This window comes from Limimaricola cinnabarinus (assembly GCF_002723615.1).
Taxonomy (GTDB): Bacteria; Pseudomonadota; Alphaproteobacteria; order Rhodobacterales; family Rhodobacteraceae; genus Limimaricola; species Limimaricola cinnabarinus_B.
Map to the genome: position 1 here is coordinate 153,498 of NZ_KZ304955.1, position 21,416 is coordinate 174,913.

The 21,416-nt window shown below is 68.5% G+C and carries 19 protein-coding genes; 13 read left to right on the forward strand and 6 right to left on the reverse strand.

Annotated elements, in window-relative coordinates; genetic code table 11:
• The first annotated feature begins 48 nt into the window (after positions 1-48).
• The 8 genes from CJ301_RS07730 (at position 49) to CJ301_RS07765 (ending at position 7,911) form a co-directional block, all read left to right on the forward strand.
• The gene (locus CJ301_RS07730; protein ID WP_099275986.1) at positions 49-507 is read left to right on the forward strand and encodes a MarR family winged helix-turn-helix transcriptional regulator; all 459 of its coding nucleotides are present in this window, start codon (positions 49-51) and stop codon (positions 505-507) included.
• A 225-nt stretch (positions 508-732) separates the two neighbouring features.
• Complete coding sequence (locus CJ301_RS07735; RefSeq protein WP_099275988.1) at positions 733-1,518, forward strand: ion transporter; 786 nt, start codon at positions 733-735, stop codon at positions 1,516-1,518.
• Positions 1,519-1,820: 302 nt separating this feature from the next.
• Positions 1,821-2,657 (forward strand): cytochrome c oxidase subunit II, encoded by an 837-nt coding sequence (locus CJ301_RS07740; RefSeq protein ID WP_099275990.1) that lies wholly within the window; start codon positions 1,821-1,823, stop codon positions 2,655-2,657.
• A complete protein-coding gene (locus tag CJ301_RS07745; protein ID WP_099275992.1) occupies positions 2,654-4,426 on the forward strand; it encodes a cbb3-type cytochrome c oxidase subunit I in 1,773 nt (590 codons plus the stop codon). The genes CJ301_RS07740 and CJ301_RS07745 overlap by 4 nt, the downstream gene beginning before the upstream one ends.
• Positions 4,423-5,121 carry a cytochrome c oxidase subunit 3 gene (locus tag CJ301_RS07750; protein WP_099275994.1) on the forward strand — a complete coding sequence of 233 codons (699 nt, stop codon included), beginning with the start codon at positions 4,423-4,425 and terminating at the stop codon, positions 5,119-5,121. The genes CJ301_RS07745 and CJ301_RS07750 overlap by 4 nt, the downstream gene beginning before the upstream one ends.
• 11 nt (positions 5,122-5,132) lie before the next feature.
• A complete protein-coding gene (locus CJ301_RS07755) occupies positions 5,133-5,834 on the forward strand; it encodes a heme-copper oxidase subunit III family protein (protein ID WP_099275996.1) in 702 nt (233 codons plus the stop codon).
• A gap of 7 nt (positions 5,835-5,841) precedes the next feature.
• Positions 5,842-6,198 carry a cytochrome C oxidase subunit IV family protein gene (locus tag CJ301_RS07760; RefSeq protein ID WP_099275998.1) on the forward strand — a complete coding sequence of 119 codons (357 nt, stop codon included), beginning with the start codon at positions 5,842-5,844 and terminating at the stop codon, positions 6,196-6,198.
• Positions 6,199-6,552: 354 nt separating this feature from the next.
• Positions 6,553-7,911, forward strand: a complete 1,359-nt coding sequence (locus CJ301_RS07765; RefSeq protein ID WP_099276000.1) for an alanine/glycine:cation symporter family protein — start codon at positions 6,553-6,555, stop codon at positions 7,909-7,911.
• Positions 7,912-8,013: 102 nt separating this feature from the next.
• Here CJ301_RS07765 and ggt read toward each other — a convergent pair whose 3' ends face one another.
• From ggt to CJ301_RS07790, 5 genes are all read right to left on the reverse strand, one after another.
• A complete protein-coding gene (gene ggt / locus CJ301_RS07770; protein WP_099276002.1) occupies positions 8,014-9,804 on the reverse strand; it encodes a gamma-glutamyltransferase in 1,791 nt (596 codons plus the stop codon).
• A 251-nt stretch (positions 9,805-10,055) separates the two neighbouring features.
• Positions 10,056-11,600 (reverse strand): phospholipase D family protein, encoded by a 1,545-nt coding sequence (locus tag CJ301_RS07775; protein ID WP_099276004.1) that lies wholly within the window; start codon positions 11,598-11,600, stop codon positions 10,056-10,058.
• Complete coding sequence (locus CJ301_RS07780) at positions 11,597-12,697, reverse strand: AI-2E family transporter (protein ID WP_099276086.1); 1,101 nt, start codon at positions 12,695-12,697, stop codon at positions 11,597-11,599. The genes CJ301_RS07775 and CJ301_RS07780 overlap by 4 nt, the downstream gene beginning before the upstream one ends.
• A complete protein-coding gene (locus CJ301_RS07785; protein ID WP_099276006.1) occupies positions 12,694-13,743 on the reverse strand; it encodes an FUSC family protein in 1,050 nt (349 codons plus the stop codon). The genes CJ301_RS07780 and CJ301_RS07785 overlap by 4 nt, the downstream gene beginning before the upstream one ends.
• Position 13,744: 1 nt before the next feature.
• Positions 13,745-14,842 (reverse strand): HlyD family secretion protein, encoded by a 1,098-nt coding sequence (locus CJ301_RS07790; protein WP_099276008.1) that lies wholly within the window; start codon positions 14,840-14,842, stop codon positions 13,745-13,747.
• Positions 14,843-14,908: 66 nt separating this feature from the next.
• Between CJ301_RS07790 and hdhA the strand changes: the two genes are divergently transcribed.
• The 5 genes from hdhA (at position 14,909) to fnrL (ending at position 20,345) form a co-directional block, all read left to right on the forward strand.
• Positions 14,909-15,676: a 7-alpha-hydroxysteroid dehydrogenase gene (gene hdhA, locus CJ301_RS07795; RefSeq protein ID WP_099276010.1), complete on the forward strand. Its 768-nt coding sequence runs from the start codon at positions 14,909-14,911 to the stop codon at positions 15,674-15,676.
• A gap of 10 nt (positions 15,677-15,686) precedes the next feature.
• Entirely contained in the window at positions 15,687-17,342 is a 1,656-nt protein-coding gene (locus CJ301_RS07800; RefSeq protein WP_216823261.1) for a serine hydrolase, read from the forward strand.
• 72 nt (positions 17,343-17,414) lie between these two features.
• Positions 17,415-18,671, forward strand: a complete 1,257-nt coding sequence (locus tag CJ301_RS07805) for a cation:proton antiporter (RefSeq protein WP_099276012.1) — start codon at positions 17,415-17,417, stop codon at positions 18,669-18,671.
• 419 nt (positions 18,672-19,090) lie between these two features.
• Positions 19,091-19,570 carry an RrF2 family transcriptional regulator gene (locus CJ301_RS07810; RefSeq protein WP_099276014.1) on the forward strand — a complete coding sequence of 160 codons (480 nt, stop codon included), beginning with the start codon at positions 19,091-19,093 and terminating at the stop codon, positions 19,568-19,570.
• A gap of 49 nt (positions 19,571-19,619) precedes the next feature.
• Positions 19,620-20,345 (forward strand): transcriptional regulator FnrL, encoded by a 726-nt coding sequence (fnrL, locus tag CJ301_RS07815; RefSeq protein ID WP_254050100.1) that lies wholly within the window; start codon positions 19,620-19,622, stop codon positions 20,343-20,345.
• Between the two features lie 4 nt (positions 20,346-20,349).
• Here the strand turns inward: fnrL and CJ301_RS07820 are convergent, their stop codons facing one another.
• Positions 20,350-21,231, reverse strand: a complete 882-nt coding sequence (locus tag CJ301_RS07820) for a universal stress protein (protein ID WP_099276018.1) — start codon at positions 21,229-21,231, stop codon at positions 20,350-20,352.
• Between the last annotated feature and the right edge of the window lie 185 nt (positions 21,232-21,416).

The following is a 21,416-nucleotide window of genomic DNA, read 5'->3' on the forward strand; positions in this document are numbered from 1 at the left end:
ATGACATGTTGTTAGTTGCTTTTGTAACTAACAAGGAGGGTTTTCGATATGGTCGAAAAATCTGCATCACCGCGTGAAGACGCTGATCTGTTCGAGATTTCCAGCTTCACACCCTATCTGCTCGCCCAGGCGGCCGACGCGCAGAGCGACGTGTTCTCAAGGAACTACCGGAACCGCTACGGCATGCTGCGCACCGAATGGCGGGTGCTGTTCCATCTTGGCCGTCACGGCGAGATGAGCGCCAAGGAGATCTCCGAGCGGGCTTCGATCCACAAGACCAAGGTGTCGCGCGCGGTCCGCGCGCTGGAGGAAAAGCGGTTTCTCTCGCGGGTCACGAACTCCGAGGACCGCCGCAGCGAGCGCCTCTCGCTGCGCCCGCCCGGCCAGGAGGCCTTCCGCCACCTGTGCCGTGCGGCGCAGGACTACGAAAGCGCGCTCGAACAAAGGCTCGGCCGGCAGGATGCAGGCAAGCTGCGCGACCTGCTGAAGCGCCTCTCCCGAAGCTGAGCCCATGCGCGGCGAGGCCCCGGCAGCGCGCCGCAAAGGCCCCCGAGCGTCGGGCTGCGATGGATCGGCCCGCGCCGGGGCGTGGGCCGCCCGCTCCCCCCGCTCCCCCGGCCCGGCCCCGGCCCGGCATGACGGGATGTCGCAGCAGGCCCGCCGCCGCTCTTATGTGGCTTGCCCCCGCCGCGCCGGTTTGCATAGAGGAGCCAATTCTCGAATGGAGTTGGCATGTCGATCCGACAGAACATCGCCGAGACGCTGGATCGCTCGGCCACGCGGAATTTCATCACCGGCGTCGTGCTGTTCAACGCCGTGATCCTCGGGCTCGAAACCTCGGAGGCCGCGATGGCGGTGGCGGGGCGGCTGATCGTCTTTCTCGACATCCTCTGCCTGTCGATCTTCGTGGTCGAGATCGCGCTGAAGATCTTCGCGCGCGGCCCCTCCTTCTTCCGCTCGGGCTGGAACGTCTTCGACTTCACCATCGTCGGCATCGCTCTCGTGCCGGTCACCCAGGGGCTTTCGGTGCTGCGGGCCCTGCGGATCCTGCGGCTTCTCAGGATCATCTCGGTCGCCCCGACGCTGCGCCGGGTCGTCGACGGTTTCGTCTCGGCGCTGCCGGGGATGGCCTCCGTCTTCCTGCTGATGGCGCTGATCTTCTACATCTCGGCGGTCATGGCCACGAAGCTCTTCGGACATGCCTTCCCCGAATGGTTCGAGACCATCCCCCATTCCGCCTATTCGCTGTTCCAGATCATGACGCTGGAGAGCTGGTCGATGGGCATCGTCCGCCCGGTCATGGAGGTCTATCCCTATGCCTGGATGTTCTTCGTGCCCTTCATCCTCGTGACCACCTTCGCGGTCGTGAACCTCGTGGTCGGCCTCATCGTGAACAGCATGCAGGACGCCCATTCGCAGGAATCCAACGCGGCCACCGAGGATTACCGCGACGAGGTTCTCAAGCGCCTCGATGCCATCGAGCACCGCCTTTCGGAGAGCCGGCTGCACCACAAGTAGGTCCCGCCGCCCTTGCGAATGACAGCGCCCCCCTCGCGGTGACCCGCCGGCGCGCCGCCGCCTGATGGCTCAAGGCGGGGCGCCGAAGGTGCGGCCGGGGGGCGCCGGAAACCGCGGCCCTGGCGGGGCTTGCGGATTTGGGCCGGCCCGCCCCCGCCGATGCGCGCCGCGGCGGCCGCGGGCCTTCGCCGCGCAGATTTATGGAAAATTTCCGAAAATTCGGCTATGGTTCTTGCAACCTGTAAGGTTGCCATCGGTCCCGCCGATATCGAACGGCGCGGTTCCGTGGAAGGGACATCGCCATGATTGTTGCGGCAAGTCTGGTTCTGATCGTTCTGGTTTCGGTGATGTTCCACCTGGTCAGCCCGTGGTGGTGGACGCCCATCGCCTCGAACTGGGGCTATATCGACACCACCCTCGTCGTCACCTTCTGGATCACCGGCACGGTCTTTGCGGCGGTGGTGCTGTTCATGGCGTGGTGCGTGTTCCGCTACCGGCACAAGCCGGGCCGCGTCGCCCATTACGAGCCCGAGAGCAAGCGGCTCGAAATCTGGCTGACGGCGCTGACCGCGCTCGGGGTCGCGGCGATGCTGGCGCCGGGGCTGGTGGTCTGGAAGCGGTTCATCACCGTGCCCGACGCCGCCACCGAGATCGAGGTGGTCGCGCAGCAATGGTCCTGGAGCTACCGCCTGCCCGGCGAGGATGGCCGTCTGGGAAGCTCCGACGTGCGGCAGATCTCCCCCGACAACCCGCTCGGGCTCAACCCGCATGACCGCTTCGCCGCCGATGACGTGGTGATCGAGGGCGGCGATCTGCACCTGCCGCTGGGCCAGCCGGTGAAGGTCAACCTGCGCTCGGTCGACGTGCTGCATGATTTCTACGTGCCCGAGTTCCGCGCCAAGATGGACATGGTGCCGGGCATGGTCACCTATTTCTGGTTCACCCCGACCCGCACCGGCGAATTCGAGGTGCTCTGCGCCGAGCTGTGCGGCACCGGGCATGGCTGGATGCGCGGCTATGTGCTGATCGACGCGCCCGCCGATTACGAGGCCTGGCTCGGCGAACAGCTCACCTTCGCCGGTCTGCCCGCGGGCGGCGTCCGGCTGGCTGGAACAGCGGAGGAGGGAGGCGATCCATGAGCAGCACCAGCGAAGACCCCGACAGCGGCATCCCGCCCGCCGAGGTACCCGACCTGCCGCCGCCGCACGCGCATGGCTTCTGGTCGCGCTGGGTGTTTTCGCAGGATGCGAAATACATCGCCCTGCAATATTCCGGCACCGCCATCGCGATCGGCCTCGTGGCGCTGGTGCTGTCATGGCTGATCCGGATGCAGCTCGGCTTTCCGGGCGTGTTCCATTTCATCTCGGCCGAGGCCTATTACCAGTTCATCACCATGCATGGCATGATCATGGTGGTCTACCTGCTCACCGCGATCTTCCTCGGCGGTTTCGGCAATTACCTGATCCCGCTGATGGTGGGGGCGCGGGACATGGTGTTTCCCTTCGTCAACATGCTGAGCTTCTGGATGTATTTCGCGGCCGTCGTCGTTCTCGCGGCGAGCTTCTTCGCGCCGGGCGGGCCGACGGGCGCGGGCTGGACGCTCTATCCGCCGCAGGCGATCCTCTCGGGCACGCCGGGCGGGACGCAATGGGGCATCGTGCTGATGCTGGTCTCGCTCATCCTGTTCATCATCGGCTTCACCATGGGCGGGCTGAACTACGCCGTCACCGTGCTTCAGGCGCGCACGCGCGGCATGACGCTGATGCGCATGCCGCTCACCATCTGGGGCATCTTCACCGCCACCGTCATGGCGCTTCTGGCCTTTCCGGCGCTGTTCGTGGCCGCCGTCATGATGCTGTTCGACCGGCTGCTCGGCACGTCGTTCTTCATGCCCGCGCTGGTGGAGATGGGCGAACATCTGAGCTATGGCGGCGGCTCTCCGATCGTGTTTCAGCACCTGTTCTGGTTCTTCGGCCATCCTGAGGTCTACATCGTCGCCCTGCCCGCCTTCGGCATCGTGTCCGACCTGATCGCGGTGCATGCGCGCAAGAACATCTTCGGCTACCGGATGATGGTCTGGGCCATCGTGATCATCGGCGCGCTGTCCTTCATCGTCTGGGCGCATCACATGTATGTCTCGGGGATGCATCCCTATTTCGGCTTCTTCTTCGCCACCACCACGCTGATCATCGCGGTGCCGACCGCGATCAAGGTCTATAACTGGGTGCTGACGCTCCATCGCGGCGACATCCACCTGACATTGCCGATGCTGTTCTCGCTCGGCTTCATCGTCACCTTTCTCAATGGCGGTCTGACGGGGCTGTTCCTGGGCAATGTCGTGGTCGACGTGCCCTTGTCGGACACGATGTTCGTGGTGGCGCATTTTCACATGGTGATGGGGGTCGCGCCGATCATGGTGATCTATGGCGCGATCTATCACTGGTTCCCGCTGATCACGGGGCGGATGCTGTCGCACGGGATGGGGCTCGTGCATTTCTGGGTCACCTTCATCGGCGCCTACGCGATCTTCTTTCCGATGCATTACGTCGGCCTCGTCGGCGTGCCGCGCCGCTACCCCGAGATCGAGGCGGCCTTCGTGCCCGACAGCGTCGCCACGCTCAACGCCTTCATCACCGTGGCCGCGCTGATCGTCGGGGCGGCGCAGCTCCTGTTTTTGTTCAACATCGCCTGGAGCCTGCGCTTCGGGCGCAGATCCGGCCTGAACCCGTGGCGCGCCGCCTCGCTCGAATGGCAGACGCCCGACATGCCGCCGCGCCATGGCAACTGGGGCGAGGCGCTGCCGGTGGTCCATCGCTGGGCCTATGACTACTCGGTGCCCGGCGCGCCGCGCGACTACATCGCGCAGGACGATCCGGGCCCGGCGGCGGCCTGGAGGCACGAGCCATGAGCATCGTGCTGGGCTTCGTGGCGCTGATGGCGGTGATCGCCTTCGCCTGGCTGTCGCGGCAGGGTCTCGCCGACAAGCCATGGCTGGAAACCGGCGCGGTCACCCGCATCCCGTCGCCGGGGGGGCGCCCCACGGGGCGGGTCGGGCTCGGCGTGTTTCTCGCGGTGGTCGGCGGGCTGTTCGCCCTGGCGGGCAGCGCGGTGGTGATGCGGATGGGCTATGCGGACTGGTTCGCGCTGCGGATGCCCGGCGTGGTCTGGCTCGGCACGGCGCTTCTCGCGCTGGCCAGCCTGTGCCTGCAATCGGCGCTGATGGCCGCGCGGCGCGGCGATGCGCGGGCCTCGCGCGCGGCGTTCGGCGCGGGCGCGCTGGCGACGCTGGCGTTCCTTGCGGCGCAGATCCTGGCCTGGCTGCGGCTGGCCGAAACCGGTCAGGGGCTCGCCGCCAACCCCGGCGCCAGCTTCTTCTTCCTGATCTCGGGGCTGCACGGGCTGCACATCCTCGGCGGTCTGGTGGCGCTGGCGCGCGTCGCGGGCCGTCTCGGCCATGGCGCGCCGCCAAGGCGCGCGGTGCCGGGGCTCGAGCTATGCGCCGTCTACTGGCATTTCCTGCTCCTCGTCTGGCTGGCGATGCTGGCGCTTCTGAGCGGCTGGGCGAGCGATGTCGCGGCGCTGTGCCGTGCGATCCTGACCTGAAGGAGACCCGCATGACCGATGTTTCCTCCATGCGACCGGGCGGGCTTCGGGGCCTCGCCGCCGACTGGGCCTCGGACCAGAGAAGCTTCAAGACCGCCTCCTGGGGCAAGGCGATGATGTGGATCTTCCTGCTGAGCGACACCTTCGTCTTCGCGATCTTCCTGATCTCCTACATGTCGGCGCGCAGCTCGACCGAAGCCGAATGGCCCAATGCGAGCGAGGTGTTCTCGCTGCATCTCGGCGGCGCCGATTTGCCGCTGGCGCTGATCGCGATCATGACCTTCGTTCTGATCTCCTCCTCGGGCACGATGGCGATGGCGGTGAACTTCGCCTATGCGCGCGACCGCAGGCGCACCGCCGCGCTGATCTTTGCCACCGCCGCGATGGGCGCGCTCTTCGTCGGCATGCAGGCCTTCGAATGGAGCAAGCTGATCCATGAGGGCGTGCGCCCCTGGGGCAACCCGTTCGGCGCCGAGCAGTTCGGCGCGACCTTCTTCATGATCACCGGCTTTCACGGCACCCATGTCAGCTTCGGCGTGATCTTCCTGCTGATCGTCGGCAACAAGGTCCGAAAGGGAGAGTTCGACAGCGGCCGCCGCAGCTGGCTGTGCCGGGAAAAGGGCGATTACGAGGCGGTGGAGATCATGGGGCTCTACTGGCACTTCGTCGACCTGGTCTGGGTCTTCATCTTTGCGTTCTTCTACTTGTGGTGAGGCCGACATGACGCATGCCACCCTTCCCGAAACCGACAGCCCCGCCCCCGAACACCACGGCCAGGCGCATCCGATCCGGCTCTATCTGCTGTGCTGGGGCCTGCTCTTCGTGCTCAGCGCCGCCTCCTACGCGGTGGATTACGCGCAGCTGCAAGGGCCGCTGCGCTGGACGCTGATCCTCGTCTTCATGGGGCTCAAGGCCGGGCTGATCCTCGCCGTGTTCATGCACATGGCCTGGGAGCGGCTGGCGCTGAGCCTCGCGATCCTGCTGCCGCCGCTGGCCGCGCTGGTGTTCATGGGGATCATGCTCGTGGAATCCGGCTATACCCTGCAAAGCCGGGTCGATCATTTCGCAACCGAGTGAGCCGGGCCGCTGCGATGGCCTCTCCCGGCACCGCGCGCAAAAAATCGCGCGGGGCACTTGGGCCCCTCGATTTTCCGAAAATTGCGCCAGCCGCGCTCTTCGTGACGCGAAACGCCCCTCATCACCCTTTCAAGAATCGCGTTCGTGCCGCAGCGCGGCAAGGGCCCCGGCGGGCGGCGCGCGGCGCGTCCGGCGGGCCGCGCGCTCGCGGCTGGACCGCGGGATTTCGCCGTCCTAAGGGAGCGCCGTTGCCCCGCGCGCTGATCGCGCGCGAGGCACGTGTCCGGTCTTGGGAGAGGCCGGCGAGGAGGACAGGGCGGCGCTGACGCCGCCACGAAACTGGGAGGTTTTATCATGGAAACGCTGACGGCGGTCCTATCCGCCGTGAACGGCTTCGTCTGGGGGCCGCCGATGCTGGTGCTGATCCTCGGCACCGGGATCTTTCTGCAGATCCGGCTGAAGCTGATGCCGATCCGGCGCGTGCCGATGGGCTTTCGCATGGTCTGGGCCGGGCGCAGGCCCGACGCCGATGCCGAGGGCGAGATCAGCCCCTATGCCGCGCTGATGACCGCACTCGCGGCCACCGTCGGCACCGGCAACATCGCCGGCGTCGCCACCGCCATCGCGCTTGGCGGGCCGGGCGCGCTGTTCTGGATGTGGATGACGGCGCTGGTCGGCATGGCCACGAAATACGCCGAGGTGCTGCTCTCGGTGCATTTCCGCGAGGTCGACGACAAGGGCGAGCATGTCGGCGGGCCGATGTTCGCGATCAAGAACGGGCTCGGCCCGCGCTGGCGCTGGCTCGGCGCGGCCTTCGCGCTGTTCGGCGGGCTCGCGGGCTTCGGCATCGGCAACATGGTGCAGTCCAACAGCATCTCGCAGGTGATGGGCGAGAGCTTCGGCGTGCCGGCCTGGATCTCGGGCGTGGTGCTGGCGGTGCTGACCGGCCTCGTGCTTCTGGGCGGTATCCGCCGCATCGGCGCGGTGGCGCAAAAGCTCGTGCCGGGCATGTGCATCGCCTACATGGCGGTCGCGGCGGTCGTGCTCGTGCTTTATGCCGGCGAGATTCCGGCGGCCTTCGCGCTGATCATCGATCACGCCTTCAACCCGGTCGCGGCCTCTGGCGGCTTTGCCGGGGCGACGATCATGCTGGCGATGCGCTACGGCGTGGCGCGCGGCGTCTTCTCGAACGAGGCGGGGCTCGGCACCGCCGGCATCGCGCAGGCGGCGGGCCAGTCGAAGGACGCGGCGCAATCGGGGCTGATCGGCATGATGGGCACCTTCATCGACACGCTGGTCGTCTGCACCATGACCGGGCTGATCATCATCGTCACCGGCCTGTGGAACACAGGAGATTCCGGCGCGGCGCTGACCTCCATGGCCTTCGACGCGGCGCTGCCGGGCTTCGGGCAGTATTTCCTCGCGATCGCGCTGGCGGTCTTCGCCTTCACGACGATCCTCGGCTGGGCCTATTTCGGCGAGAAGTGCTGGGAATATCTCGGCGGGACCAGGGTGCAGGTCCCCTACCGGCTGCTCTGGACCGGCTTCGTGCTGATCGGCGCGGTGACGCAGCTCGATTTCGTCTGGCTGGTGGCCGACACGCTCAACGCCTTCATGGCGTTCCCCAACCTCGTGTCGCTGCTGCTGCTCTCGCCGGTCGTGGTGCGGGTGACCAACGCCTATTTCGATCGCCGCCGCTCGGCGCTCGCCTGAGCCTGAGCCGGGGCCGGGGCCGGGGCCGGGCGGGGCGGTCATGGAACCGCCCCGCCCGGCATCGTCCTGCCCGCCGGGCAGGACGCTTTTCGCAAGCGAAGGTCAGTCGCCCAGGGCGATGCCCTCGCGCCGCGGATCGGCGCCGCCCCTGAGCGTCTCGCCGATCTCGATCGCGTGCAGCCCCGAGGTCAGGTCGCGGATATTGGTCTCGAAGCCGATCTCCTGCAGCGGCCCTTCCAGCGCCTCGGCCTCCGTGCCGGCCTCCAGATCGAAGGTGCCGAAGCGGTTCACGAGGTGCGGCGCGGCCAGCGCCTGCTGCACATCCATGCCCCAATCGGCCCAGTTGACGATGGCCTGCGCGACATAGCCGATGATCCGGCTGCCGCCGGGCGAGCCCACGACCAGCGCGGGCGCGTCGCCCTGCATCACGATTGTCGGCGCCATCGAGGAGCGCGGCCGCTTGCCCGGCTCGACCCGGTTGGCGATCGGGCGGCCCTCGTCATGCGTGGCAAAGCTGAAATCCGTGAGCTCGTTGTTGAGAAGAAAGCCGCGCACGAAAAGCCGCGAGCCAAAGCCGTTCTCGATCGTCGTGGTCATCGACAGCGCGTTGCCGTCGGCATCGACGATGGAGATGTGGCTGGTCGAGGGCAGTTCGATCGAGGCGTCGTCGCCCCAGAGCATCGCGTGCTGCCATTCGGGGTTTCCGGGGGAAACCTCGGGCAGCGCGTCATCGCCCGACAGGAGCCCCGCACGCTCGGCGAGATAGGCCGGATCGACGAGCCCTTGGGTCGGCATCGGGACATAATCGCTGTCGGCCATGTAGCGGCCGCGATCGGCGAAGGCGAGGCGCGAGGCATCGCCGATGAGCCGCCACGCCTCGGCGCTGTCGGGGCCCATGCTGCCGAGATCGAAGGTCTCGAGCATGCCGAGGATCTGCCCCACGGTGAGCGCGCCCGACGAGGGCGGCCCCATGCCGCAGACCTCGTAATCGCGGTAGTCGGCGCAGACCGCCTCGCGCTCGACCACGTCGTAGATCTCGAAATCGCGCTCCGACAGCACGCCCGGATTGCCCTCGGCGCCCTGCACCGTCGCCACGATGTCGGCGGCGATCCCGCCCTCGTAGAAGGCGTCCGCCCCGCCCGTCGCGATGGCGCGCAGCACCTCGGCATAATCGGCATTGGTCAGCGTGTCGCCCTCGGCGATGGCCGTGCCGCCGGGAAAGAAATACTCCGCCGTGGCCGGGAAGCGCTTCAGCCGATCCGCATCGCCCGCGACCAGCGTGGCCAGGCGCGGCGAAACCTCGAAGCCTTCTTCGGCATGGGCGATGGCCGCATCGAACAGGCTTTCCCAGTCGGATTTGCCCCATTTCTCATGCGCGGCCTCCAAAAGCCGCGGCGTGCCGGGCGTGCCGACCGAAAGACCGCCCACCACCGCGTCGAAGAACTGCAGCGGCTCGCCATTCTCGTCCTGAAACAGCGTCGGCGTCGCGGCCAGCGGCGCGGTCTCGCGCCCGTCGAGCGTGGTCAGCTCGCCGCTCTCGGCGTCGTACCAGACGAGAAAGGCACCGCCGCCCAGCCCGGAGCTTTGCGGCTCCACCAGCCCCAGCACCGCCTGCACCGCGACCATCGCATCGGCGGCCGAGCCGCCATCGCGCAGCACCTCCGCCCCGGCCTCGACCGCGAGCGGGTTGGCAGCGGCGACCATCCAGTTCTCGGCCTCGACCGGCCGGCCCGCCGCCTTGGCCTCCATCGCGGCGCGGGCGGCCTCGGACAGCCCGGCGATCTCGCCCGAGGAGGTGCCCTCGGTGGTGATCGCGTCGGCGGCCTGCTGCGCCATCAGCGGCCCGGCGGCCAGCAGGACCGGGATCGTGGTCAGGAATTTCGAGTGTCTCATCGTGCCTTCCTCCTTGGGTTGTCGACATGAAAGACCCCGAGACGGCCCGCGGCAAGCCGTCGCGCCGAGAAAAGGCGCGAAGGCCCCCGGTTTCACCCCCCGCGCCTCCTCTACGCGCCCGCCGGATGGCGCGCCACGCAATCGGGCAGCTCCGAGCGGCCCCTGACCCCGCCCAAAGGCCGGGCCGGGCAGAAGGAGGCGGCTGCGCACGCCGGATCACTCGCCGAACGCCGGGCCGCCGCTGCCATCCGCTACAGCAGCCACTCGACCGGCAACCACCCGATGATCGTCAGCGCGACACGGCGCAGGATGCTGGTGCCCGGCTCCGTGGCTCTCACCGCGCCTGTTTGCGGGTCGGTCCAGACCAGGTGCCCGTCCTGCCGCTCTACCCGCAACGCAAGGCCGTTCAGGCCCTCGTCGAAGGCGCTGTGCAGCCCCCGGGCCATGCGCGGGCTGTCGATCAGCAGGCCCATCTCGGTGTTGAGCATGGTGGAGCGGGGATCGAAGTTGAACGATCCGACGAAGATGCGCCGGCCATCCACCGCGAATGTCTTGGCGTGAAGGCTCGATCCCGACGATCCGAAGGGGCCGGGATGTTCGGCCGGCGCGGCGGGGGCGGCCTGACGCCGCAGCTCGAACAGCGCGACACCGCTCTTGAGCATGTCCTTCCGGCGCTTGGCATATCCGGCATGGACCGGCAGTACATCCGTCGCTTCGAGCGAATTGGTGAGCATCCGCACCGTCACGCCCCGCCTTTCCAGCGCGGCGAATGCCGCGACCCCGGCGGTGCCCGGCACGAAATAGGGCGAGACGCCGTCGAAACGGCTCTCGATGTCGCCCACCGCCCTGCGCAGGCGCGAGGCCAGCAGATCCTCTCGCGGAACGGCGCCTTCGCCCTTCACCGGATCGTCGCTGACGAGAAGCGCCGTCGTCCATTCCAGATCGAGCTGCCCCGCCCTGAGGTCCGACACGATGCGGGACTCCTGCAGGATCTTCCTGTATTCGGCCATCTGCGGGTCATCGCGGAAGGCCGCCAGCCGGCGGCCGACCGGATCGCCACCCTCATGCGGCCCGACGACCGCGCCCGCCGGATGGACCGCCCGCGCGGACCAGTAGCGGTCGAAATCGGCCGCGACCTGCGGCACGATCGCGCCGACCGCCAGAACGTCGAGATCGATATAGAGCGGGGTCGGCCCCGTTCCGAAATACTCGTCGCCGACATTGCGCCCGCCGAGAATGGCCGCCCGCCCGTCCACGATGAAGGACTTGTTGTGCATCCGGCGGTTCAGCCGAAAGAAATCGAACGCATAGGACAGCGTCTTGAACGCGCCGCGCAGGTTGAAGGGGTTGTAGAGGCGCAGTTCGGCATTGGGATGCGCGGCCAGCGCCGCGATCTCGGCGTCGAGGCCGGAGGTGCCGTTGTCGTCCAGCAGCAGCCGCACCCGCACGCCCCGCTCGGCCGCGCGCATCAGGGCGTCGAGCAGGAGGGTGCCGGTCAGGTCGCCATGCCAGATGTAGTATTGCGCGTCGATCGAGACGGTGGCCGTATCCGCCAGCAGGATGCGCGCGGCGAAGGCGTCGGCGCCGTTTGACAGCGGCGCGATGCCCGTCAGGCCTTCATGCCTGGCCTCGCGCGGGGCCAATGCCTCGGCCAGCGGACCGCTCGTCGCCGGCGGCAGGGCGACGGTGTCGGGCCGGTCGCCGGCCGCCGGAAGCGCAAAGAGCAGACGGGCGGCGATGATCGCGACCGCCCCGAGAAGAACGGCGGCGAGAAGCACCCTGAGCATCGCGATCATGCGGGCGGGGTCCGCTTCGGGGGCGGGGGCGGCGGCGGCGATGCGCGGTCACGGACCAGCTGATCGGCCATCAGGATGGCGATGGGCCGGGTCGGCTCGAACGCCGACAGCACGATGGTCAGCATCGAGGTCAGCGGCACGGCGAGCAGCGCCCCCGGCAGCCCCCACAGGGCCGACCACACGGCGAGCGAGACCAGCACCACGAAGGGGCTGAGATTCACGCGCCGTCCGATCAGGCGCGGTTCGAGAAAGCTGCCGACCCAGACCTGCGCCGCGATGAGCAGCGTCGCCAGCAGCAGCGTCCGCCCGAGGTCACCGAACTGCAGCACCGAAAGGGTGATCGGCAGCAGCACCCCGACCAGCGAGCCGAAATAGGGAATGTAGTTCAGAAGGCCGATCGAAAGCGCCCAGAACAGCGGAAAGTCGATGCCGAGCGCCCAGAGGATGACGAAGGAAAGCGCCCCGAGGATCACGTTCACCAGCGTCTTGACGGCAAGATAATCGCCGATCCGATCGTTGATCCCCCTGAGGATGTCCTCCGTCCGGGCGGCGCTTGCCGGATCGCGCAGGGCGGCCGAAAGCTTGTGCGCAAAGCCCGCCCGCTCGGCCAGCAGAAACGCGGAGTAGACGGTGACCAGGAAAACCGAGGCGCCGATCGAGGTGATGTTGGTGAGCGCGACGTTGATGAGGTTCTGCACCGAGAAACCGCCGAAGACGGCGTTCTGCACCGTCTGCCAGTCGGGCCGGTCGTCGAGGCCGAGAAACTCCGCCCCCTGCGCGATCAGCCGTTCGATATTGGCCTGATAGGCGGGCGCTTCGGACAGGACCTGGCTGATCGTGTCGACGATCACCCCGGTCAGGGCGAACAGGCCGATGGCAAAGGCCAGCAGGACGAGCGTTCGCCGCATCCCGGCGGGCAGGCGGCCGATCAGCGGCACGCGCCCCAGCGCTTCGGAGGCCCCGACCAGCACGTAGACCACGATGATCGCGGCGAGGATCGGCAGCAGCACCGGCTTGCCGATGACCAGCAGAAAGCCCCCCAGAACGAGCAGCAGCGCCGTATTGACCAGCACGGAGAGGGATTTCGCAAAGCTCATGCCGTGTCCCCCGTGCCTGCCGCGCCCGCCATGCCCGCCGCGCCGCCGCGCCATTGCGTCAGCCCGTCCAGCACCGCGACGGCGAAGGCGGCGGCGAAGGCGCCGGTCAGCGTCAGGACGATCCGGGTAAAGGTGGCGTAGCCCGGGTCCTGCGTGCTCAGCGCCCCCGCCACCAGCGCCAGCGTCACCGAGAAGGCATATTGGTAGACCATGCTCGGCTGCGCGCCGAACAGCATCCGCTGCCCCAGCCACAGCCCGCCCAGAAAGACGAGGCCGAGCAGGATCGGCAGATGCGGCGAGAGCGTGAAGAGCGCGAGGATGCCAAGCGCCACGGCGCCGCCATAAACGGTCGCCCGGATGCGCTGGAGCGCTTCGGAAAAGACCGTGCGGCGGGTCGGAAAGACCAGCACCATCGACGCGACCACCGCCATCATCATGTCCGAGGGCTGCATCACGGCATAAAGCCAGAAGCTCAGCGCCAGCAGGACCGTCGCCCGGATCGCCGCGCCGGTGACGGCGCGGCCACCGCCGGGCACGGGCGCGTCCACATGCCTGTCCCGCGTCCGGGCGGGCAGAACCAGATAGACCAGCGGTCCGATGACGAGCGTGACCAGCGCAGCCTGCAGGAAGCCGTCGCGCAAGGTCTCGACCGTGGCCGTGCCATGCATGCCCATGACCGAGATCAGCACCGTGACGACGACGATCAGCATCCCGGCCTGCGCCCCCGAACGCAGGATCATCAGAAAGCCCGCGAAATAGAGCGCCCAGACCGCCGTGACATAGACAAGCGGCATCGGCCGCAGCCATTCCACGACCCATGTCATCAGCCAGGGCAGCACGATCATCGCGATCACGCCGCCGATCAGCTTGCCCGGGTCGAAGGCCTTGCGCTGCGCCGCGACGAGGCCCACGGGCAGCGCGGCGATGATCGGCGGAAGGGCGGGGTTCAGCAGCGGGATCGCGCCGTAGGCCAGCGCGCCGGTCAGGCCGAGCCGGATCCCGTAATGCGGATCCTCGGCGGCCACGGGTCTGGGGGTGACATACATCTCAGTGCAGATAGGTGGCCCAGGAGCGCAGCCGCTGCATCCCCCGCGCCAGCCATGCCATCGGCCCCGCATCGTCGCCGCCCGCGAAGATCACCGCATGCACCTTGCCGCCGACGCGGACCGATTGCGGCCAGGCCTCCATTCCGCCGATCAGCTCGATCCGCACCGGAATGCGCCGCGCCGGTTCGAACCAGCGGTTCGCGGGCTGGTTCACCACCAGACCGCCCTGGACATTGCGGCCCGGATTGATGCCCCAAGCGATGCTCTCGACCCGCCCCTCGAAGATCCGCCCCGGCAGCGCGTCGAACAGAAGATGCGCAGGATCGCCCGGATCGACCTGCTGCAGCTGGTTCTCGCGCAGATCCACCGTGATCCAGGCGGCGCCGGAATCGATGAAGGTCAAAGCGGGATTCCCGGCGCCGATATACTGCCCCTCCGACAGGGTGACATTGGTGACCACGCCCAGATGCGGCGCGGTGACGGTGGCCGAGGCCAGATCGTATTGCGCCCGTTCGAGCTGCGCCTCGGCGGCCTGGATGGCCGGGTTGTCCTCGCCTTGCGGGCCGAGCTGGGCGCGCGCGCTTTCGAGCTGCGCCTCCGCGCTTTCGAGCTGCGCCTCGGCCTGCGCGACGCTGGCGCGCGCCTGGTCGCCCTGCGCGGTCGAGGCGATGCCGCGCTCTTCGAGCCGGAAGCTGCGCGCCGCCTCGGCGCGCGTGGTCTCCAGCGCGGTGCGCGCCTGGGTGACGGCGGCCTGCGCCGAAACCAGCGATGCGCTCGACGCGTCGATGTTCTGAAGCGCGCTGCCGAGATTGGCCTCGGCCTGCCGCACGGCCAGCATGAAGGGGCGCGGATCGACCGAGAAGAGCGGATCGCCCGCCTCGACCACGGCGTCGTCCTCGACATGGACCTGCATGACCTCGCCCGACACGCGCGGCGCGATCTGCACGACCTGCGCCGAGACGATCCCGCGCGCGCTGCCCGGCGTCAGCCGGTCGTTCAGCGCATAGAGAACGACGAGAGCCGCCAAGAGGAGGACGACGCCGATCGCAACGCCCTTTGCGCCGCTGCGGGCCGGGGCCGCGGTCTCCGTATCGCTCATGGCAATTCCTTTCGATCTTTCCCGTCCTCTAGGATATGCGGCCCATCAGCAAAAGGAGTAGACAGAATGTTTGATCCGAAGTCCTTTCGGCTGGACGGCGCGGTCGCGCTGATCACCGGGGGCGGGGCCGGTATCGGCCGCGCCATCGCCGAGACGTTCGCCGGAGCCGGCGCGGCCGTGATGGTCAGCGATCTCGACGCCGAGGCCGCCCGCGCGGTCGCCGATGATATCACCAGGGCCGGCGGCCAGGCCGCAAGCCTGGGTTGCGACGTCACCGAGGAGGCGGATCTGGTGCGCGCCGTCGAGCAGACCGTTTCGCGCTTCGGCAAGCTCACGATCCTCGTCGGCAATGCCGGCGGCGGCGGGCCGAAGCCGTTCGACATGCCGATGGCGGAGTTTCGCCGGGCCTTCGATCTCAATGTCTTCTCGCTGTTCCGCCTCGCGCAGCTCGCCGCGCCCGAGATGGAAAAGGCCGGCGGCGGCGCCATGCTGGCGATCACCTCGATGGCGGCCGAGAACAGGAACAGGCGCATGGCCTCCTATGGCGCGTCCAAGGCGGCGACGAGCCACCTGGTGCGCAACATCGCCTTCGATCTCGGCCCCGCCGGCATCCGCGTGAACGCGATCGCGCCGGGGGCCACCAGGACGGAGGCGCTGACATCGGTGCTGACCGACGACATCGAAAAGAGGATGCTGGCCCATACGCCGATCAACAGGCTCGGCGAGCCCGCCGACATGGCCAACGCCGCCCTGTTCATGTGTTCGCCCGCGGCCGGCTGGATCAGCGGCCAGGTCCTGACCGTGTCGGGCGGCGGCGTGCAGGAACTGGATTGAGGGAAACGAGATGAAAACCAGGTTCTTCATGATGCTGGCCGCGGGGCTGGCCGCGGGGCTGACCGGTGCGGGCATGGCCACGGCTCAGAACGCGCCGCTTTCCGCGGCGAACTCCGATCCCGAAACGCTGGAATGGATGCAAGGCTTCCCGCCGCCCGATGACAGGATCATCCGCTTTACCGATCCCGACTACTTCGCCTTCCCGAAGCTGCGCTGGACCGTCTGCCATTTCCGCGAGCTGAGGCCGACCACCGCCGTCCGGGCCGGATCGGACGGGGCGGACGCGCTGCCGGTCGCGCTCGACCCCGGCCTCGACGACGTGGAGTTCACGCCGATCGGACAGGACGGGACGATGACATGGGGCGAGGCCTTCGAGGCCAACCATACCGACGCGGTGCTGGTCCTGCATGAGGGGCGCATCGTCTATGAGCGCTATGACGGCTGCATGGACGAGCATGCCCTGCATGGCGCGATGTCGGTCACGAAATCGATCACCGGCCTGATCGGCGAGGTTCTCGTCGCCGAAGGAAGGATCGAGGAGACCGCGCTGATGGGCGATCTCATCCCCGAACTGGCCGACAGCGCCTTTGGCGACGCCACCGTCCGGCAGGTTCTGGAGATGACCACCGCGCTCGACTACTCGGAGGATTATGCCGATCCCGACGCCGATGTCTGGACCTATGCCCAGGCCGGAAGCCCGCTGCCGCCGCCCGAAGGCTATGAGGGCCCGCGCAGCTATTTCGGCTTTCTCCAGACCGTCGGCAAGGCCGGCACGCATGGCGAGGCCTTCGGCTACCGCACCATCAACACCGATGCGCTGGGGTGGCTGATCGCGCGCACGACCGGGCTCAACGTCGCCGACTGGCTGTCGCACAACGTCTGGACCCGCATCGGCGCCGAGCGCGAGGCCTTCTACACGGTCGACAGCATCGGCACGCCCTTCGCGGGCGGCGGTTTCAACGCGACGCTGCGCGACATGGGCCGGCTGGGTCAGCTGATCCTGGATGAGGGCGAATGGCGCGGCGAGCAGGTCCTGCCCAGGGCCGCCATCGCGCGCATCCGCGAGGGCGGCGACCCGGAGACCTTCGCGCGCGCGGGTTACGATCTTCTGCCCGGCTGGAGCTATCGCGGCATGTGGTGGGTGAGCCATGACGCGCATGGCGCCTTCGCGGCCCGCGGCGTGCACGGGCAGACGATCTGGATCGACCCGGCGGCCGACATGGTCATCATCCGCTTCGCATCCAACCCCGTCGCCGGCAACGCCGCGAACGATCCGACCTCCCTGCCCGCCTACCGCGCGATCGCCGATCACCTCATGCAGCACAAGGGCGCCCCGCGGCTCGAGGGGCGCGAATGGCTGATCGAGGACATCGACGGCCGCGGCGTTCTGGACAATTCGCCCGCCAGCCTCACCTTCGGGCCGGATGGCAGGCTGTCCGGCAACGCGACATGCAACCTGATCGTCGGCAGCTACGACAGCGCGGACGGGCTGATCTCGCTGGGTCCGGTGGGCACCACGATGATGGCATGCCCCGAAGCGCTGGCAGAGCAGGAGCGCCGCCTGCTCGATATCCTGGGGGGCGATGTCTCGTTCTCGATGACCGATACCGGGGCGCTCGTTCTCGAAGACGGGAATGGCCGGACGATCACCGCCCGGCGCCGGTAGCGCCGGAAAGAGCAAAGGGGCGGATGACGCCGCCCGGAACGGCAAGGGGCCGCCGCGAGAGGAGCCGCGCTGATGCAACCCGCAGAGATCGCCATTCTCTCGGCCGCCCTGTTCGTCTTCGCGCTCGTCTCGAAGCGCGCCGAGACGGGCATCGTCACCCCGCCCATGGCCTTCGCGGCGGTCGGGGTGCTGATCGGCGCGGATGGCTGGGGGCTGATGGAGCTGCATGTCACGGATGCGGCGATCCGCAGGCTGGCCGAAGTCACCCTCGTGCTGACGCTGTTTTCGGATGCCAGCCGGATCGACATCACCGAACTCGACCGCAGGCACGCGATACCGATACGCCTTCTTGCGATCGGCCTGCCGCTCGCGATGCTGGCCGGAACCGGCGCGGCGTGGCTTATGTTTCCCGCGCTCGGCATCTGGGGGGCGGCGGCGCTGGCGATCGCGCTGGCGCCGACCGATGCCGCTTTGGGCCAGGCGGTCGTCTCGAATGCGAGCGTGCCGCACCGCATCCGGCAGGCGCTCAATGTCGAATCCGGCCTGAATGACGGCCTTGCCTTTCCCGCCCTGCTCGTCGCCGCATCCCTCGCGGCAGGGAGCGCCGGAGACGGGGCCGGAGCGTGGGCACGGTCCATCGGCCTGCAGGTCGTGGGCGGCCCCCTCGTCGGGGCGCTGCTCGCCTGGCTCGCTGCCCTGCTGATCGAGCGCGCCGCCCGAAACGACTGGATGGACGAGACCTATCTGCGGCTCAGCACGCTGGCATTGCCTCTGCTGGCCTGGGGCGCGGCCGAGGCGATGGGGGGCAACGGGTTTCTCGCGGGGTTCTCCGCGGGCCTTGTCGTGGCCATGCGCTCCGAGCGGCTGCGCGCGGCCGCGGCCGATTTCGGCGAGGCCGAAGGCCAGCTTCTCACGCTCATCGTCTTTGTCCTTTTCGGCGCGGTTCTCGTGCCCGACCTGGCGCAGATGGGATGGCGGCACGCGCTTTTCGCAGGGCTGGCGCTGACGGTGCTGCGCGGCCTTCCCGTGGCGATATCGCTGCTCGGCCTGCGGCTGCGCCCGGCGACGGTGCTCTTTCTGGGCTGGTTCGGCCCGCGCGGGCTTGCCTCGCTGATCTACCTGCTGATCCTGATCGAAGACTATCCGATCCCGGGCAAGGACGACATCACGCTCGCCATTGTCGCGACGGTGGCCCTGTCGATCTTCGCGCATGGCATGACCGCCTCGCCCCTCGCGCGTCTCTACGGGCGCTCCGTGGGGTCGGGCGGCACCGCGCCCGAACACCGGGACGTCCCTCATTTCCCCCTCCGGCTGCAAAGGAAGCCATGAACAAGGCCGGCCCTGTTCGGGGGCGCTGGCCACCCTTCTTCCACGATGCGCAGGATGAGCTGCCGGCCCAGGCGCGCACGGCCCCGACGCCGCTGGCGGCACGGCGCGGCACGCCTGCCGCCGGGATGATGGCAAGGGGCCGAGTGGCGATGACGAACCGGCCAGGTCCCGGGGGACGCGCCGCGCCGCGAGCGCGTCGACCTGATCGAAGACGCGATCCGCAGGCTTCACCCGACCGGGGCGCCGCACGATCGAAGCCCCTTGCTCCGCAAGGACCGCCCTCGGCGTCAGGTCACCGCGTTTTCAGGGGGTCAGAAGGAGGGAACGGTCGGCATCGAGGCCTCCATGCCCACACGCATGACAAGTGCCGCCATTCCCCCCTCCTATACATTCAAATGAAATGCATCTAATATGGCGGCATGAAGCTCAGCCGTCATTCCGACTATGCCCTGCGGGCCATGATCCAGCTTGCCAGCGCGGGTGACGAGCTGGTTTCGATCCGCCGCATTTCCGAAACCTACGGCATCTCGCACAGCCACCTGATGAAGATCGTGCAGAGCCTCGGCCATGCGGGTTTCGTCGAGACGGTGCGCGGCCGGCATGGTGGATTGCGGCTGGCGCGGCCGGCGCGGGAGATCAGCCTCGGCGCGCTGCTGCGCCATACCGAGGGCGAGGACGGGCTGGTCGACTGCACGGGCTGTCTCATCGCGCCCGCCTGCGGCCTGCCCGGCATGTTGGCCGAGGCGCTGGAGGCGTTCCTGAAGGTGCTCGACGGCTATCGGCTGGATGATGTCGCAAGCCGGAGCCATGTGCTACGCGCCCTGTTCGACCGCCCGGCTTCCGCCGGCCCCGGCGACACGCCATCGGCGAGATGCGATGCCCGGCAGGCCGGGCCGTGACGCCGACCCCCCGAAAGCCGCCCCGGCTTTGACACAAAAAGAGACGCCTATGCCCCACCGACTGAACCTGCGCTGCGCCGATTGCGGCATCCGTCACAGGGCCGTCTGCGCGCGCTGCGACGAGACAGAGCTGGAGCAGCTGGAGAAGATCAAGGTCTACCGGCGCTACGAGGCGGGCCAGAAGATCGCCTGGGCCGGCGATCCGATGAGCTTCGTGGGGTCCGTCGTCTCGGGCGTTGCGACATTGTCGCAGACCATGGAGGATGGCCGCATCCAGATGGTCGGGCTGCTGCTGCCCTCCGATTTCATCGGCCGCCCCGGACGCGACAGCACCCCCTATGACGTCACGGCGGCCAGCGCCGTGACCCTGTGCTGCTTTCGCCGCGCGCCGTTCGAGCGGCTGCTGCGCGAGACGCCGCATGTCGCGGAGCGGCTTTTGGAGATGACCCTCGACGAGCTCGACGCCGCGCGCGACTGGATGCTGGTTCTGGGCCGCAAGACCGCCCGCGAGCGCATCGCCAGCCTGCTGGTGTCGGTCGCGCGCCGCGAATCCAGCTTCGACATGGCCCCCAGGACCCGCGACATCCGGCTCGACCTGCCGCTGACGCGCGAGGCGATGTCGGAATATCTCGGCCTGACGCTCGAAACGGTGAGCCGGCAGATCAACCAGCTCGGGCGCGACGGGGTGATCGCCCTGGACGGCAAGAGACGGATTCACATCCCCGACCTCGCCCGGCTCAATGCCGAAACCGGAAATGGTTCGGCGCCGGCCTGATCCGCTAGCGCGACAGGATCAACGGGATCTTCGATAGGCGCAGCATGCCGCGGCTGGTGGTGCCGAACAGCGCCCTGCCCGGCCGCGCATGGCCGCATGCCCCCATGACCATCGCCTCGGCGGCCGTGTCGCAGCAATGCCGGAACAGCACCTCCGGGATGCGCGGCCGGCTGCGCGCGAGAACGTTGATCTCGACCCGGGCCCCGTTGCGGGCGAGGAAAAGCGCAAGATCGCCGCCCGGATCGGACCGGTCGCCATGGCGGATGTCGGGGTCGACCACGATCACGTCGACGAGGCCTGCGCGCCGGAGCAATGGCAGCGCCGCGCGCACGGCCGCCAGCGCCCCCCGGCTGCCATCCCAGGCCACCGCGATGCGCGCCGGGGCATGGGCGGTTTCGGCCCCCTCCCGCGGCACCAGCATCACCGGCACCCCACCCATGAGAAGACCGGCCTTCAGACCCGCGATCTGAAGGCGCCGGTCCTGCGGATCGAGCGGCGCTGCGGCAACGATCCAGTCGGCAAACCGTATCGTCGAGGCGAGCTGGGCGCCGGCGGAGCCGCCGCGCAGGGCCTGCGGGTGGAACGCGATATTCCTGCGGTGGCGTGGAATGACGGGCCGCAGGGCGGCTTCGAGGGCCTCGGCGCGGGCAAGGGCCGCGCGGTCGTCCGGCCGGCCGGCTGGCGCGATCGGCCCTGCCGCAAGGCCATCGGCGGCAAGGGCTTCGGCGGCAAGGGCTTCGGCCCCGGCAGAGGGGCCGTGGCAGCGCCCGATACAGTGAATATCGAGATGCGCCTCCTCGGTATCGCTCATGGCGAGCGCGGCGAGAACGGCGGCGCGGTCGAAGGTGGCGTCGGTCGCGAGCACGGCGACAGTCCCATGGGGCATGGCGGTCTTTCCTCAAAGTGACAGCCGCGATGTAGCGGCGCGCATGGGGCGGATGCCTTGATGTCGATCAAGTCGCCCGCCCGGCGGGGCCGAACCCCGCGGTTTTCCTCGTATCGGGGGAAAAACCGGCGTCGCGTTTGATCTGGATCAAATTGCCGCCCTCCGAACGGTGCCACACCGCGGGA